The organism is Bradyrhizobium tropiciagri (genome assembly GCF_018130545.1).
GTDB lineage: Bacteria > Pseudomonadota > Alphaproteobacteria > Rhizobiales > Xanthobacteraceae > Bradyrhizobium > Bradyrhizobium tropiciagri_A.
Genome location: NZ_JAFCKF010000001.1, coordinates 1,250,539 through 1,265,562, shown reverse-complemented (window position 1 = coordinate 1,265,562; position 15,024 = coordinate 1,250,539). Strand labels below are relative to the sequence as shown.

Here is a 15,024-nt window from a genome sequence, read left to right as displayed (position 1 = left end):
CCGGCGGACAGCCACTCGACGCAAGTGAACCGGGAAAAATCCGGACATCGTCGGACCCGAGAATCAATGGAGCACGCGGATGGCAAACCCGTTCTACACCGGCGAGCACGAGGCCTTTCGCGAGGTGATGCGGCGCTTTGTGGCCAAGGAAATCGAGCCTTATGCCCATCAATGGGACGAGGAGGGCGAATTTCCGCGCGCGCTCTATGCCAAGGCCTCCGAGATCGGGCTGCTTGGCCTCGGCTTCCCCGAGGAATATGGCGGGATCGCCGCCGACCAGTTCATGAAGATCGTGGCCTCGCAGGAGCTGGCGCGCGCTGGCGCCGGCGGCGTCTCCGCCAGCCTGATGAGCCACACCATCGGCTCGCCGCCGATCGCCCGCGCCGCCCGCCCCGAGGTCAAGGCGCGGGTGCTGCCGGAGGTGCTCGCCGGCAAGAAGATCTCCGCGCTTGCGATCACCGAGCCGAGCGGCGGGTCTGACGTTGCCAATTTGCGCACCAAGGCGCGGCGGGACGGCGACCACTACGTCGTCTCCGGCGAGAAGACCTTCATCACCTCGGGCATGCGCGCCGACTATCTGACGGTCGCGGTACGCACCGGCGGCGAGGGGCCGGGCGGCGTCAGCCTGCTCTTGATCGAGGGCAATACGCCGGGTCTCTCCCGCACCAAGCTGAAGAAGATGGGCTGGTGGGCGTCGGACACCGCCACGCTGCATTTCGACGAATGCCGGGTGCCGGTCGAGAACTTGATCGGCGAGGAAGGCCAGGGCTTCAAGATCATCATGCAGAACTTCAACAGCGAGCGCATCGGGATGGCGGCGAGCTGCACGGCGTATGCGCGGGTCTGCCTCGACGAGGCGGTCGCCTATGCCAAGGAGCGCAAGACCTTCGGCAAGCCGATCGCGCAGCACCAGGTCATCCGGCACAAGATCGTCGACATGGCGCAGAAGGTCGCGGCCTCGCAGGCGATGCTGGAAATGCTGGCGTGGCGCCTTGGCCAGGGCGAAAGCCCGGTCGCCGAGATCTGCATGATGAAGAACCAGGCGACGCAGACCATGGCGCACTGCGCGTCGGAGGCGGTGCAGATCTTCGGCGGCGCCGGCTTCATGCGCGGCGTCAAGGTCGAGCGCATCTACCGCGAGGTCAAGGTCAACGCCATCGGCGGCGGTACCGAGGAGATCATGAAGGATCTCGCGTCAAGGCAGATGGGATTGTGAATGCACTCGACTCACTCGCCCTCATTCCCGGAGCGCAATTGCGCACCTGAGGGAAGGCGCGCGCAGCGCGAGCCCGGAATCCACCGTGCAGCAGATTCGATGTGAAATGGATTCCGGGCTCGATGCTTCGCATCGCCCCGGAATGACGAAGGATAGATAGAACAATGCTCTTCACCGCCGACCACGACGAACCGCGCCGCGCGCTGCAAAAATTCATCGCGGCCGAAATCAATCCCCATGTCGACGAATGGGAGAAGGCCGACATCTTCCCGGCGCATGAGCTGTTCAAGAAGCTCGGCGATCTCGGCTTCCTCGGTCTCAACAAGCCGGTCGAGTTCGGCGGCCAGGGGCTGGATTATTCCTACGCGCTGATGATGGCCGAGGAGCTCGGGGCCATCACCTGCGGCGGCGTGCCGATGGCGATCGGGGTGCAGACCGACATGGCGACGCCGGCGCTGGCGCGATTCGGGTCCGACGAGGTCCGCCGCGAGTTTCTGGCGCCGGCGATTGCCGGCGATCAGGTCGCCTGCATCGGCGTCTCCGAGCCCAGCGCCGGCTCCGACGTCGCCTCGATCAGGACCAATGCGCGCTCCGACGGCGACGACTACGTCATCAATGGCGGCAAGATGTGGATCACCAACGGCACTCAGGCTGACTGGATCTGCCTGCTCGCCAACACCAGCGACGGTCCGGTCCATCGCAACAAGTCGCTGATCTGCGTGCCGATGAAGACCAAGGGCGTGCAGGTCGCGCGCAAGCTCGACAAGCTCGGCATGCGTTCGTCGGATACCGCGCAGATATTCTTCGACAATGTCCGGGTGCCGAAGCGCAACCGGATCGGCGAGGAGGGGCAGGGCTTCACCTACCAGATGATCCAGTTCCAGGAGGAGCGGCTGTGGGGCGCGGCGGCCTGCCTGAAGGCGCATGAGTTCATCATCAGCGAGACAATCGACTACACCCGCAACCGCAAGGCGTTTGGCGGATCGATCCTCGACAATCAGGTGGTGCACTTCAAGCTCGCGGAGATGCAGACCGAGGTCGAGCTGCTGCGCTCGCTGATCTACCGCGCCGGTGAGGCGCTGGTCGCGGGCGAGGACGTGACAAAGCTCGCGACCATGGCGAAATTGAAGGCCGGCCGGCTCGGCCGCGAGCTCACCGATGCCTGCCTGCAATATTGGGGCGGCATGGGCTTTACCAACGAGACGCCGGTCAGCCGGGCCTATCGGGACAGCCGCCTGACCTCGATCGGCGGTGGCGCCGACGAGGTCATGCTCATGGTATTGTGCAAGATGATGGGTACGCTGCCCGGCATGAAGCAGAAGGGAAATGCCTGATGATCACGCTCTATCACTGCGATGCCGCGCGCTCGTTCCGTCCGCTGTGGATGCTGGAGGAGCTCGGGCTGCCTTATGAGCTGAAGATGCTGCCGTTCCCGCCGCGCGTGTTCGCCAAGGAATATCTCGGCATCAACCCGCTCGGCACCATCCCGTTCATGGTCGATGGCGAAACCAAAATGACGGAGTCATCAGGCATCTGCCATTACCTCGGCACCAAATACGGCCCGTCGCCGCTGGTCGTCGGCGTCGACGAGCCGGCCTATGGCGCGTTCCTGAACTGGATGTATTTTTCGGATGCAACGCTGACCTTTCCGCAGACATTGGTGCTCCGCTACAGCCAGCTCGAGCCGGAGGAGCGGCGCAATCCGCAGGTCTCGGGCGACTATGCAAAATGGTTCCTGGGCCGGCTGCGCGCGGTGGAGGCCGCCGCCGCGAAGTCGGAATTCCTCTGCGCGGAACGCTTCACGGCGGCCGACATTGCAAATGGCTACGCGCTGCGGCTCGCCAGCAATATCGGCCTTGCCAAGGATTTCGGGCCGAATGTCGCGGCGTATTGGGCGCGGCTGCAGCAGCGCGATGGCTATAAGCGCGCGGTGGCGGCCGAGCAGAAAGCCGGGCTGGAACAGAATATTCCGCCGCGCGCGCGGCCCTGATCTCGGCAGCGTCGATGTGTCCCGGAATTGATCCAGCGCGTCGGTGACAGTCCTCGAATTTGCGCTATGGTAGGTCAGCCGCAGTGGCCCAAAGAGCCGCGCGAGGAGGAACCGCCATGGACGCGATCGTGGACGCGAAGTGCAAGGAATCCGCTCGCCATTCGGGCCAGCAGCAGTCCGGGCATCGGATGCTGATCACACCGGAGCGAGTGTTCTATGCCGGGCTGCTCGGCCGCCCGCGCGAGCGCTGCCCCGGCGCATTCCATGTCTATGTCGCGATCCGCGACGGATTGCATCTGTCGACCAGCGAAGGTCGCGAGTCCCATGGCGAGCTCGCGGTGACGATGCCGAACCTGCGCCACACCATTACCAGCGAATATCGTTCGGCGATCTGCGTTGCGATCGAGCCGGAGAGCGTGCCCGATGGTACGCTTGAAGCGGTCGCGCGCCGTCTGCAAGGGCCGGACTCGCATCTGTTCGCCAACCGGATCCGCAACGCCTATGCGACGCTGGCAGAGATGCAGCATCGCGACGCCATCGCGAATGCCGAGTTCGACACCATGTGCTTCGGCGACGCACTGCCGCAGCGCGTGCTCGATCCGCGCGTCGTGCGCGCGATCGGCCGCATTGGGCAGTTCTGCGGCGAGCCGGTGACCGCGGCCGGCTGTGCCGCCGAGGCCGGGCTGTCGCCGTCGCGCTTCCTGCATCTGTTCAAGGAGGAGACCGGGATCTCGTTCCGCTCCTTCCGCGCCTGGAAGCGCGCGCGGCATCTGCTGCACTTCGCCAACCAGGACATCAACCTCGCGCATCTCGCGCAGGATATCGGCTATCCCGACTCGACCCATTTCAGCCACTCGATCCGCCGCTTCTATGGCCTGAAGCCGCGCGCGATCTTCTCCGGCTCGCGTGATCTTGCGATTTACCGGACGGGGCAGGCGGCGAACGAACGCGCGTTGACGTAGCCATCCGTCGTCCCGGCCTAGTGCGCAATTGCGCACGGGAGCCGGGACCCATACCGCGCGATCTATCCGTGATGCGGGATGGCAGAGATCTTCTGAAACAATAACCAATTGTGGTTATAGGTCCCGTCCTTCGCCGGGACGACGCTTGGGATGCAGCCCCGCTACAGATTCGCGCCCTGGATCACCTCTCCGAACCGCAACCAGCCGGGCCCTTCGATCCGTTGCAGCTGAAGCTGTTGCAGCGGATGGTGATTGGTCGGGCTGGTATTGACCTTGATGCCGGGCAGCAGCGTCGGAACATAAACGTCCCTGAGATTGTTCGCCTGCGCCATGATGTTGTCGCGGGTAAAATTGCCCTTGCACTGCTCGAGCACGATCTTGAGCACGTTCGCCACCATATAGGCGTAGAGATTGTAGCCCTCCTTCGGATTGCCGTCGGGGAAGTATTTTTCCATGAATGCGAGGAAATCCTTCACGCCTTGGTCATTGGCCCAGGCAGGGTCGGCAACGTCCTTGATATAGGCCGATGAGATCGTGCCCTGCGCCTTGTCGAGGCCGACGGGGATGATGGTCGAGGACAGCGACGCTGCACCGCTGGCGATGAAGTGCATCGGCTTCCAGCCAAGCTCATAGATCTTGCGGATCGATTGCGCGCAGAACTTTGCGGTCGTGCCCGAAATCAGCACGTCGGGATTGGCGCCGCGCAATGCGACGATCTGGGAATCGATCGTGGGATCGGTGACTTCGTGTGAGGCCACCACGGCCGATGTCGCGAACCGCTCGCCGAGCACATCCTTGGTGCCGGCGACGAAATCCTTGCCGAGATCGTCGTTCTGGTAGAGCACCGCGATCTTCGCGTCCTTGTGCTGGCTCAATGCATATTTGACGAACACCTGCGCCTCGGTCCGTGCGCTCGGCGCAAAGCCCATGGTCCAGGGATAGGACTTGTAGTCGCCCCATTTGTCGCCGTTCACCGACAGGAACAGATGCGGCACCTTGGCCGCGTTGATGTATTTGACGACGGCCGAGTTCGGTGCGGTGCCGAGCATGTTGAACAGGAAAGCGACATTGTCGCTCTCGATCAGGCGGCGCACCTGCTCGACCGTCTTCGCCGGATTGAACGCGTCGTCGTAATAGATGTACTTGATCTGCCGGCCGGCGATGCCGCCCTGCTCGTTCAGCATCTTGAAATAGGCTTCCTGGCAGCGCGCCTGCACGCCAAGCGCGGACACCGGACCGCTCAGCGAGGTGGTGCTGCCGATCCTGATCTCGGTCGCTGTGACGCCGGGCGTATCCTCGGCCAACGAAGGCTTGAGGCCTCCGACTGCGGCAAGTCCCGCGCCTGCCGCGCCGGTGAGCCAGGTGCGCCGGTTGATCGAGACCATGACGTTCTCCCCGTGATGCCGGCTTGTTGCGCCGCTATTGCTTGCAGCAAGGCTAGGCGCGATATGGTCCTGGCGTCTTGTGTTAACCGGCTGACGGCGGATTGTGTCGTGAACGCATCGACTTAGCCAGTCAACGCAAGATGGTGCGAAGGCAAATTTCTCATCATGGGAAAATCAGCGGCGCAGGTGCGCTGCAACCGGATGAGAGACCCATGAGCGACAAGGCCGTCATTACCTGCGCGCTGAACGGCGTGCTGACCGACCCGAAGCAGCACAATGTCCCGGTGACGCCGGAACAGATGGCGCGCGAGGCCAAGGCGGCTTTCAACGCCGGCGCCAGCATCATGCACATCCATCTGCGCCAGCAGGAGCCGAACAAAGGCCACCTGCCGTCATGGGACGTCGGCGTCAGCAAGGAGATCCAGCAGGCGATCCGCGAGGCCTGCCCCGGCGTGATCATCAATCACACCACCGGCACCTCAGGCCCGAACTACCAGGGCGCGCTCGATTGCGTGCGCGAGACCAGGCCCGAGATCGCGGCCTGCAATGCCGGCTCGCTGAATTATCTGAAGGTCAAGGCCGACAACACCTGGGCCTGGCCGCCGATGATGTTCGATAACGCGGTCGAGAAAGTGCAGGACTATCTCGACGTGATGAAGGCGGCCGGCACGATCCCGGAATTCGAATGCTTCGACGTCGGCATCGTGCGTTGCGTCGGCATGTACCGGCAAACCGGGATGTATTCCGGCCCGCTCGAATACAATTTCGTGATGGGCGTCGCCTCGGGCATGCCGGCCGATCCGGAATTGCTGCCGATCCTGCTCAAGCTGAAGGCGCCGGACGCGCATTGGCAGGTCACCGCGATCGGCCGCGCCGAGATCTGGCCGCTGCATCAGCGCGCCGCCGATCTGGGTGGCCATCTGCGCAGCGGGCTCGAGGATACGTTCTATCTCGCAGACGGCACCAAGGTGACGTCGAACGGGCAGCTCGTCGAAGGCCTCGCCGCCTGCGCGCGGCGTGCGGGGCGCGAGATTGCAAGCCCCGCGGAGGCGCGGCAGATCTTTGGAGTGAGGCACTAGACTACGCCAGCCGTCATTGCGAGCGCAGCGAAGCAATCCATCCAACCGCACGAAGAAAGCGTGGATTGTTTCGTCGCTTCGCTCCTCGCAATGACGAGGCAGGAGGAATCACATGGACAATCTCGCAGCAACCGGCGGCGTGACCGGGCCGGGCCGCATCGGGCGGGTCGCGATCGGCGATCTGCTGAAGCGCGCCGCGCGGCGGTTTCCGGATCGCGTCGCGCTGACCGATGGCGGCAGGCAGGTCACTTTCACCGAGCTCGAGCGCGACGCTAATCGCTTCGCCAATCACCTGGTGCAGCGTGGGCTGAAGCCGGGTGAGAAGATCTCGACCATCTGCAACAACTCCGTCGAGTTCGTCAAAGCGCTGTTCGGCATCCATCGTGCCGGTCTCGTCTGGGTGCCGATCAATACCATGCTCAGCCCGACCGATATGGACTACATCCTCGGCCATGCCGAGGTGCGCTTTGCGGTCATCGACGACAACCTCCACGCTCAGGCCGACCGGCGCGCGGCGCTGGAAGCCCGCGGCATGGAGATGATCGCAATCGACCTGACCGGCAATGCCGGCAAGACCGGATTGCAGGAGTTTAACGGCCTGCTGACGGGACAATCCGACATCGAGCCTGAAATCGATATCAACGATCGCGATCTTGCGATGATCATCTACACCTCGGGCACGACCTCGCGGCCGAAGGGCGCGATGCATTGCCACCTCGCCGTGGTCATGGCCGTGATGAGCAACTGCATCGAGATGCAGCTGTCGCGCGACGACGGGATCACCGGGCAGTTTCCGCTGTTCCACTGCGCCGGCCATGTGCTGCTGCTCAGCTATCTCTCGGTCGGCGGCCGCATGGCACTGATGCGCGGCTTTGATCCGGTGGTCTGCATGGAAGCGATCGTCCGCGACCGGCTCACGGTGTTCGTCGGCCTGTCCTTGATGTACCAGGCGATCCTCGATCACCCGCGGCGGCGCGACTACGACCTCTCTGGCTTGCGTTGTTGTATCTACACCATGGCGCCGATGGGCAAGCCGCTGCTCGAACGCGCGATTGCCGATCTCTGCCCGAACTTCGTGCTGTCCAGCGGCCAGACCGAGATGTACCCGGCGACCACGATGTCGCGGCCCGAGGTGCAGCTCAATCGTTTCGGCAATTATTGGGGCGAGTCGCTGATTGTCAACGAGACCGCGATCATGGACGACAACGGCAACCTGTTGCCGCGCGGCGAGATCGGCGAGCTGGTGCATCGGGGGCCCAACGTGATGATGGGCTATTACAAGGACACCAAATCGACCGAGGAGGCGCGCAAGTTCGGCTGGCACCACACCGGCGATCTCGCGCTGATCGACGCCAATGGTGAGGTGCTGTTCCTCGATCGCAAGAAGGACATGATCAAGTCGGGCGGCGAGAACGTCGCCTCGGTCAAGATCGAGGAGACGCTGCTGGCGCATCCGGCCGTGCAGAACGCTGCCGTGGTCGGCTTGCCACATCCGCAATGGGGCGAGGCAGTCTCCGCCTTCGTCAAGCTGAAGCCTGGGGCGGTGGCCGACGAGGCCGGCATCGAGGCGCATTGCCGAAAGCATCTCGGCGGCTTCCAGGTGCCGAAGCTGGTGCGTATTCTCGACGAGATGCCGATGACCGCGACCGGAAAGCTGCGCAAGGTCGAGCTGCGGCAGCAATATAGCGAGTATTTTGTGGAGCGCGCCTAGTGGCCATCATCGAGAACACGATTTCCACCGGCAGCGCCGGCTTCCAAGGCAATCGCGACGGCATGCTGGCGCTGATCGCCCGGATGCGGGGGCTGGAGGAGCGGACGCGCGCGGCGTCGGCCGCGGCCAAGGACCGCTTCCACAAGCGCGGCCAGCTGTTGCCGCGCGAACGCGTCGCGCTGGTGCTCGATCCCGGTTCGCCCTTCCTCGAACTGTCGACGCTCGCCGGCTACATGTTCGACGTGGCTGATGCGGACAAGAGCGTGCCCGGCGGCGGGCTGGTCGCCGGCATCGGCTTTGTTTCCGGCATCCGCTGCATGGTCAGCGCCAATGATGCCGGCATCGACGCCGGCGCGCTGCAGCCTTACGGCCTCGACAAGACGCTGCGAGTTCAGGAACTCGCGCTGGAGAACAAGCTGCCCTATGTGCAGCTGGTCGAGAGCGCCGGCGCCAATCTGCTGCGGTATCGCGTCGAGGACTTCGTCCGCGGCGGCAACATTTTTCGCAATCTGGCGCGGCTCTCGGCGGCGGGGCTTCCTGTCGTCACCGTCACCCACGGCTCCTCGACCGCGGGCGGTGCCTACCAGACCGGGCTTTCCGATTACATCGTGATGGTGCGCGGCCGCACCCGCGCCTTCCTCGCCGGGCCGCCGTTGCTCAAGGCCGCCACCGGCGAGATCGCGACCGAGGAGGAGCTCGGCGGCGCCGAGATGCACACCTCGATTTCCGGCCTTGGCGACTATCTCGCCGAGGATGATCGCGACGCGTTGCGTATCGCGCGCGAGATCATGGCCAAGCTGCCTTGGGATCGTCCGTCGTCCGAGCCAGCTGCGTTCAAGCCGCCGCGCTACGACGCTGAAGAACTCCTCGGCATCATGCCGATGGACCACAAGCGTCCCGTCGACATGCGCCAGGCGATCGCGCGCTTCATCGACGATTCCGACTTCACCGAATTCGGTGCCAATTACGGCCCTGCGACGGTCTGCGGCCATGCCCGCATCCACGGCCAGGCGATCGGTATCATCACCAACAATGGTCCGCTCGATGTGCCCGGCGCCAACAAGGCGACGCATTTCATCCAGGCCTGTTGCCAGTCGCGCACGCCGATCCTCTATATGAACAACACCACCGGCTACATGGTGGGCAAAGCCTATGAAGAGGCCGGCATGATCAAGCATGGCTCGAAGATGATCCAGGCGGTGACCTCGGCGACGGTGCCGCAGATCACGCTGTATTGCGGCGCCTCGTTCGGCGCCGGCAATTACGGCATGTGCGGCCGCGGCTTTCATCCGCGCTTCTGCTTCTCCTGGCCGAATGCCAAGACCGCCGTGATGGGCGGCGAGCAGGCTGCCGAAACCATGGCGATCGTCACCGAAGCCGCCGCTATCAGGCGCGGCAGGCCGATCGAGAAGGAGAAGTTGGAGGTGATGAAGGCGCAGATCACGGGCGTGTTCGACGGCCAGATGGATGTGTTCTCGACCAGCGCCCGGGTGCTCGACGACGGCGTGATCGATCCGCGCGATACGCGGACGGTGCTGTCAGAGGTGCTTTCGATCTGCCGCGAGGCCGAGGCACGCACCCCGCAGCGCATGCAGTTCTCGGTGGCGCGGCCATGAGCGGTAGCATCGTGAAGCGGACGCCATTCTTCAAGGTCCTGGTCGCCAATCGCGGCGAGATCGCGCTGCGCATCATGCGCTCGGCGCGGCGGCTCGGCTATGGCGTCGTTGCGGTCTATTCCGATGCTGACCGCGACGCTCTGCATGTGCGTGAGGCCGACCAGGCGGTGCGGATCGGCGAGGCGCTGCCGGCGCAATCCTATCTGAAGATCGACGCAATCATCGCAGCTGCCAAGGCAAGCGGCGCCAGCGCGGTGCATCCCGGCTATGGCTTCCTCGCCGAAAACGAAGACTTTGCGCAGGCCTGCCGCGAAGCGGGGCTGGTGTTCATCGGCCCGTCGCCGGAAGCGATCCTTGCGATGGGCAACAAGGCCGGAGCCAAGGACATCATGCAGAAGGCCGGCGTGCCCTGCGTGCCCGGCTATCAAGGCGCCGACCAGAGCGATGCTGTGATGCTGGCGGAAGCGAAGACAATCGGCTTCCCTGTCATGATCAAGGCGGTCGCCGGCGGCGGCGGCCGCGGCATGCGGCTGGTCGCGGATGCCGCGGCGTTTCCCGATGCGCTGCGCAGCGCGCGATCGGAGGCGCAGGGCGCGTTTGGCGATCCCACCGTCATCCTCGAGCGCGCGATCGTCGATCCCCGTCATATCGAGATTCAAGTGTTCGGCGATCGCCATGGCAACGCCATCCATCTCGGCGAGCGCGATTGCTCGGTGCAGCGGCGGCATCAGAAGCTGATCGAAGAGGCGCCGTCGCCCGCGGTCACGCCGGAGCTGCGCGCGCGGATGGGCGCGGTCGCCGTTCAGGCGGTCAAGGCGATTGGCTATGAGGGGGCGGGAACGCTGGAATTCCTGCTCGATCGCGCCGGCAATTTCTACTTCATGGAGATGAACACGCGCCTTCAGGTCGAGCATCCCGTCACCGAGGCGATCACCGGGCTCGATCTCGTCGAACTGCAGCTTCGCGTCGCCCGCGGCGAGCCGCTCGGCGTGAGGCAGGAGGACATCACCTTCTCCGGCCATGCCATTGAGGTGCGGTTGTGCTCGGAGGACGCCGGGCATGACTTCATGCCGCAATCCGGTACGATGGCGCGGTGGCAGATGCCTGACGGCATCCGCGTCGAGCACGCATTGCAGTCCGGTTCGGAGATTCCGCCGTTCTACGATTCGATGATCGCCAAGGTCATCAGCCATGGTGCGACCCGCGACGAGGCGCGCGGCAAGTTGATCTGTGCCCTGGAGCAGGTCACAGCCTTTGGCGTCACCACCAATCAGGGCTTCCTGATCGACTGCCTGCGCCATCCGGTGTTTGCCAAGGGCGAGGCGACCACGGCCTTCATAGGCAATAATCGCGAGGCGCTGCTGGCGCCGCGGCTGGATCGCGGCGGCGATCTCGCGCTCGCGGGATTGCTGCTCTACGTCACCAATCCGCACGCGTCGCCATGGCAACGCGGCCGGTCGCTGGCCGCGACATTCCCGCTCGGCCTGCGGATCGATCTCGGCCACGGCGTGCAAGAGATCGAGATCGTCCGCGAGCGCGACGGCAGCTATGTCGCGACGCGCAATGGCGATCGCTTCGGTTTCGTGATCGACGAGCTCGATCGAGACAGCATCCGCTTCCACCACGATGGCGTGATGGAGCAGGCCAGTTTCCTGCGCGATGGCGATCGGCTCTACATCCTTCACCGTGGTGTCACGCTGTCGGCCCGCGATCTGACGCTCGCGCCGCCCGAGAGCGCGTCAGCCACCGGCGGCGACGGCAAGGTCCGGGCTGCCATGAACGGCCGGGTTGTCGCGGTGCTGGTGAAAGCCGGCGACAAGGTCGCCGCCGGTCAGCCGGTGATGACGCTGGAGGCGATGAAGATGGAGCACGTGCACACCGCCGGCGTCGCGGGCACGGTGTCGTCGATCGATGTCGCCGAGGGCGAGCAGGTGACGACGGGGAAGATCGTCGTGGAGATCGAGGCGGCGGCATAGCCGCTGTCATAACCGCTGTCGTCCCGGGCAAGCGACTTGTCCGCCGTAGCTCAACGAGCGAAGGCGGAAGCGCGACCCGGGACCCATAACCACCGATCGAGATCGTTGCACCGGGCTATGGCCACAGCCTGTTCCAACAACCTCGATCGGTGGTTATGGGTCCCTGCTTTCGCAGGGACGACAGTGGGGCTACTCGCTCCGCCCCGTCCCGTCATTCAGCCAGCACGCAACTTGATGCGCGGTGCCGGCCGCCTGCAGCACGGGGCGTTCGGTCTTGCAGCGATCGATCGCGTATCGGCAGCGGGTGTGGAATGCGCAGCCCGAGGGCGGATTGATCGGGCTTGGCACGTCGCCGTCGATCAGCGGCGCGGTTCGCTTGGCCTTGGGATCGGCTATCGGCACCGAGGCGAGCAACGCCTGGGTGTAGGGATGGCGCGGATTGGCAAACAGCTCGTGTTTGTCGGCGATCTCCACAATGCGGCCGAGATACATCACCGCGACGCGGTGGCTGATGTGGGCGACCACAGCGAGATCGTGCGCGATGAACAAATAGGAGAAATTCTGCTTGCGTTGCAGGTCGATCAACAGATTGATCACCTGTGCCTGGATCGAGACGTCGAGTGCCGAGACCGGTTCGTCGCAGACGATCAGCCGCGGTCCGAGCGACAGTGCGCGCGCGATGCAGATGCGCTGGCGCTGGCCGCCGGAGAATTGGTGCGGAAAGTTCTTCATCTGGTCGGGCCTGAGGCCGACCTGCTGGAACAGCTCAGCGACGCGTTCTTGCTTCTTCGCGCCGGTCGCAAGGCCGTGCACGATGAGGGGCTCGCCAACGATATCGCCGGCCGTCATGCGCGGGTTGAGCGAGGCAAACGGATCCTGGAACACGATCTGCATCGAGCGGCGGTAGGGTCGCAGCGCGGTCTTGCTGAGCGGCGCGATGTCCTCACCATCGAGCTTGATCGCGCCGCTGGTCGGCTCGACCAGTCGCAGCACGGTGCGCGCCACCGTCGACTTGCCGCAACCGGATTCGCCGACCAGGCCGAGCGTCTCGCCCGCGCCGAGCGCAAAGCTGACGCCATCGACCGCGTGTACGGTGCCGACCTGCCGGCGCAGCACGCCGCCGCGCACCGCGTAGTGCTTGACAAGATCGGTGACCTCGAGGAGCGGGCGCTGCTCGGTCATGACGCCTCCGCCAGCTCGCCGGCGCGCCAGCATGCTGCCCAGTGGTTGGTCTTGATCTCGTTGAGCGGGGGGTATTCCTGGCGGCAGCGGTCGATCGCGAGCTTGCATCGCGGCGCGAAGGCGCAGCCGGGCGGCAGCTTGGTCAGCGACGGCACCATGCCGGGAATTTCGTTGAGCCGCGCGTCGCTCTCTGCGCCGAGCGCGATCACGGCCGGCATCGAGGCCATCAGCCCGCGGGTGTAGGGATGCAGCGGCGTCTCGAACAGCGCCTCGACGGTCGCCTCCTCGACCTTCTTGCCGGCATACATCACGATCACACGCTGCGCGGTCTGCGCGACGACGCCGAGGTCGTGGGTGATCAGGATCAGCCCGGTGCCGAGCCGCTGCTGCAGATCGACGATCAGCGCCAGGATCTGCGCCTGGATGGTGACGTCGAGCGCCGTGGTCGGCTCATCGGCGATCAATAGTGCCGGCCGGCACGCCAGCGCCATCGCGATCATGGCGCGCTGGCGCATGCCGCCGGAGAGCTGATGCGGATATTCCTGCGCGCGCCGCTCCGGCTCCGGGATACGCACCAGCCGGAGCATGTCGACGGCTTGCTTCCACGCCTCCTTGCTGCTCACCTTCTGATGCAGCCGCACCGCCTCGATGATCTGGTCGCCGATCCGCATCACCGGATTGAGCGAGGTCATCGGCTCCTGGAAGATCATCGAGATGCGGTTGCCCCTGATGTCGCGCATCGCGGCATCGTCGAGCTTCAGGAGGTCGGTGCCCTCGAGCGTCACCGAGCCGCCGACGATCCGGCCGGGCGGATCGGGCACCAGGCGCATGATCGACAGCGCGCTGACGCTCTTGCCGCAGCCGGATTCACCGACGATCGCCAGCGTCTCGCCGCGGCGGACCGAGAACGAGACGTCATCGACCGCGCGGAACAGGCCGGAGTTGGTGAAGAACACCGTCTGCAGGTTCTTCACCTCGAGAATCGTCTCTGCCGGAAGTGCCTCGCTCATCAGCCGCGCTGCCTCGGATCGAGGATGTCGCGCAGCGCGTCGCCGAACAGATTGGTGCCGAACACCGCGAGGCTGATCGCGATGCCGGGGAAGATCACCAGCCACGGTGCGGTGCGGACATATTCGGCGGCGGATTCCGACAGCATCCGGCCCCAGGACGGATAGGGCTCGGGAATGCCGAGGCCGAGGAACGACAGCGATGCCTCGGTCAGGATGGTCGAGCCGAGCTGCGCGGTCGCCAGCACGATCAGCGGCGCGATAGTGTTCGGCAGCACGTGTCGCAGCGCGATCCGCGTCTCGCTCATGCCGATCGACTTCGCAGCCTCGACGAACGGCTGCTCGCGCAGTGCCAGCGTGTTGGCCCGGATCACGCGGGCAACGGTCGGGATCAGGGGAATGGCGATGGCGAGGATCACGTTCGGCAGCGACGGGCCGAGTGCCGCGGTCATCACAAGCGCCAGCACCAGCAGCGGCAGCGATTGCAGGATGTCGGTCACGCGCTGGAACACGAGATCGACCCAGCCGGAGAGATAGCCGGAGGCGAGACCCACGATCACGCCGAGCGTGGCGCCAAGCGTCGTGGAGCCGATACCGACCGCAAGCGAGATCCGCGCGCCATGGATGATGCGGCTCCAGACGTCGCGGCCGAAGGAATCGGTGCCGAACCAGTGCAGCACAGAGGGGGCGGCCAGTCGATGCGCGGAATCGACGGTGAGCGGATCGTAGCGGCTGATGACGTCGGCGAAGATCGCGGTCAACACGAACAGCAGCATGATGACGAGGCCGATCGTGCCGAGCACATGGCGCTGTGCCAGGAAGACGAGCCGACCCCAGCCGCCGGTGGCGTTGGCCCCGGCGCGTCGCAATTCACTTTCGAAGTTGATCGTCGCCACGCGC

Annotated in this window: 12 protein-coding genes; 8 read left to right on the top strand and 4 right to left on the bottom strand. The window is 64.9% G+C overall.

Features of this window, described 5'->3' with window-relative positions; genetic code table 11:
* Positions 1-79: 79 nt before the first annotated feature.
* From JQ616_RS06070 to JQ616_RS06055, 4 genes are all read left to right on the top strand, one after another.
* On the top strand, positions 80-1,216 hold the full coding sequence (locus JQ616_RS06070) for an acyl-CoA dehydrogenase family protein (RefSeq protein ID WP_212012953.1): 1,137 nt from the start codon (positions 80-82) through the stop codon (positions 1,214-1,216).
* Positions 1,217-1,380: 164 nt separating this feature from the next.
* Entirely contained in the window at positions 1,381-2,550 is a 1,170-nt protein-coding gene (locus JQ616_RS06065; RefSeq protein WP_212012952.1) for an acyl-CoA dehydrogenase family protein, read from the top strand.
* On the top strand, positions 2,550-3,206 hold the full coding sequence (locus tag JQ616_RS06060) for a glutathione S-transferase family protein (RefSeq protein WP_212012950.1): 657 nt from the start codon (positions 2,550-2,552) through the stop codon (positions 3,204-3,206). Before JQ616_RS06065 ends, JQ616_RS06060 begins: the two co-directional genes overlap by 1 nt.
* Before the next feature lie 116 nt (positions 3,207-3,322).
* Positions 3,323-4,168, top strand: a complete 846-nt coding sequence (locus JQ616_RS06055) for a helix-turn-helix domain-containing protein (protein ID WP_212012948.1) — start codon at positions 3,323-3,325, stop codon at positions 4,166-4,168.
* 161 nt (positions 4,169-4,329) lie between these two features.
* Here the strand turns inward: JQ616_RS06055 and JQ616_RS06050 are convergent, their stop codons facing one another.
* Positions 4,330-5,553 (bottom strand): ABC transporter substrate-binding protein, encoded by a 1,224-nt coding sequence (locus JQ616_RS06050; protein WP_212012946.1) that lies wholly within the window; start codon positions 5,551-5,553, stop codon positions 4,330-4,332.
* A gap of 212 nt (positions 5,554-5,765) precedes the next feature.
* On the opposite strand from JQ616_RS06050, the gene JQ616_RS06045 reads away from it, so the two are divergent.
* The 4 genes from JQ616_RS06045 (at position 5,766) to JQ616_RS06030 (ending at position 11,935) form a co-directional block, all read left to right on the top strand.
* Positions 5,766-6,632, top strand: coding sequence for a 3-keto-5-aminohexanoate cleavage protein (locus JQ616_RS06045; protein ID WP_212012945.1), 867 nt, complete (start codon positions 5,766-5,768; stop codon positions 6,630-6,632).
* 112 nt (positions 6,633-6,744) lie between these two features.
* Entirely contained in the window at positions 6,745-8,343 is a 1,599-nt protein-coding gene (locus tag JQ616_RS06040; protein WP_212012943.1) for an AMP-binding protein, read from the top strand.
* Positions 8,343-9,959, top strand: a complete 1,617-nt coding sequence (locus JQ616_RS06035; protein WP_212012941.1) for an acyl-CoA carboxylase subunit beta — start codon at positions 8,343-8,345, stop codon at positions 9,957-9,959. Before JQ616_RS06040 ends, JQ616_RS06035 begins: the two co-directional genes overlap by 1 nt.
* Positions 9,956-11,935 carry an acetyl/propionyl/methylcrotonyl-CoA carboxylase subunit alpha gene (locus tag JQ616_RS06030; RefSeq protein ID WP_212012939.1) on the top strand — a complete coding sequence of 660 codons (1,980 nt, stop codon included), beginning with the start codon at positions 9,956-9,958 and terminating at the stop codon, positions 11,933-11,935. The genes JQ616_RS06035 and JQ616_RS06030 overlap by 4 nt, the downstream gene beginning before the upstream one ends.
* Before the next feature lie 189 nt (positions 11,936-12,124).
* Here JQ616_RS06030 and JQ616_RS06025 read toward each other — a convergent pair whose 3' ends face one another.
* The 3 genes from JQ616_RS06025 to JQ616_RS06015 are packed head-to-tail and all read right to left on the bottom strand — an operon-like array spanning position 12,125 to position 15,020.
* Positions 12,125-13,117 (bottom strand): ABC transporter ATP-binding protein, encoded by a 993-nt coding sequence (locus JQ616_RS06025; protein ID WP_212012938.1) that lies wholly within the window; start codon positions 13,115-13,117, stop codon positions 12,125-12,127.
* Positions 13,114-14,127 carry an ABC transporter ATP-binding protein gene (locus JQ616_RS06020; protein ID WP_212012937.1) on the bottom strand — a complete coding sequence of 338 codons (1,014 nt, stop codon included), beginning with the start codon at positions 14,125-14,127 and terminating at the stop codon, positions 13,114-13,116. The genes JQ616_RS06025 and JQ616_RS06020 overlap by 4 nt, the downstream gene beginning before the upstream one ends.
* Positions 14,127-15,020: an ABC transporter permease gene (locus JQ616_RS06015; protein WP_212012936.1), complete on the bottom strand. Its 894-nt coding sequence runs from the start codon at positions 15,018-15,020 to the stop codon at positions 14,127-14,129. The genes JQ616_RS06020 and JQ616_RS06015 overlap by 1 nt, the downstream gene beginning before the upstream one ends.
* Between the last annotated feature and the right edge of the window lie 4 nt (positions 15,021-15,024).